This is a genomic window from Pseudoalteromonas sp. 120-MNA-CIBAN-0494, from assembly GCF_040308885.1.
GTDB lineage: Bacteria > Pseudomonadota > Gammaproteobacteria > Enterobacterales > Alteromonadaceae > Pseudoalteromonas > Pseudoalteromonas nigrifaciens.
Map to the genome: position 1 here is coordinate 1 of NZ_JBEOOE010000150.1, position 272 is coordinate 272.

Below are 272 nucleotides of genomic sequence, written 5' to 3' on the forward strand. Positions count from 1 at the left end.
GTATGGAGTGTGGCACAGAAAATGGCTGGGGGCAGTCAATCCGCCGACAAAGTGGCATTAGCCACCCCTGCTGTAAAAAACATTATCGAAGCCAATACAACCCACACGCAAATTGCATTATTAGATGAAAACTGGGTATCGACTGATATTAAAGACGCGGTATTATCTAACTACCAAAACTTAGTGACACAATTAAAAAAGCAAAGCGTTAAAGGTATTACACCTAACATGTTCGCAGGCTTGATTAAATACACTTATTTATTCTTTACTTT

Annotated in this window: 1 pseudogene; it reads left to right on the forward strand. The window is 39.0% G+C overall.

The annotated features are described in order from the left end of the window. Positions 1 to 21: 21 nt before the first annotated feature. A pseudogene (locus tag AAEY55_RS18320) lies at positions 22 to 272 on the forward strand (hypothetical protein); the annotation flags it as partial.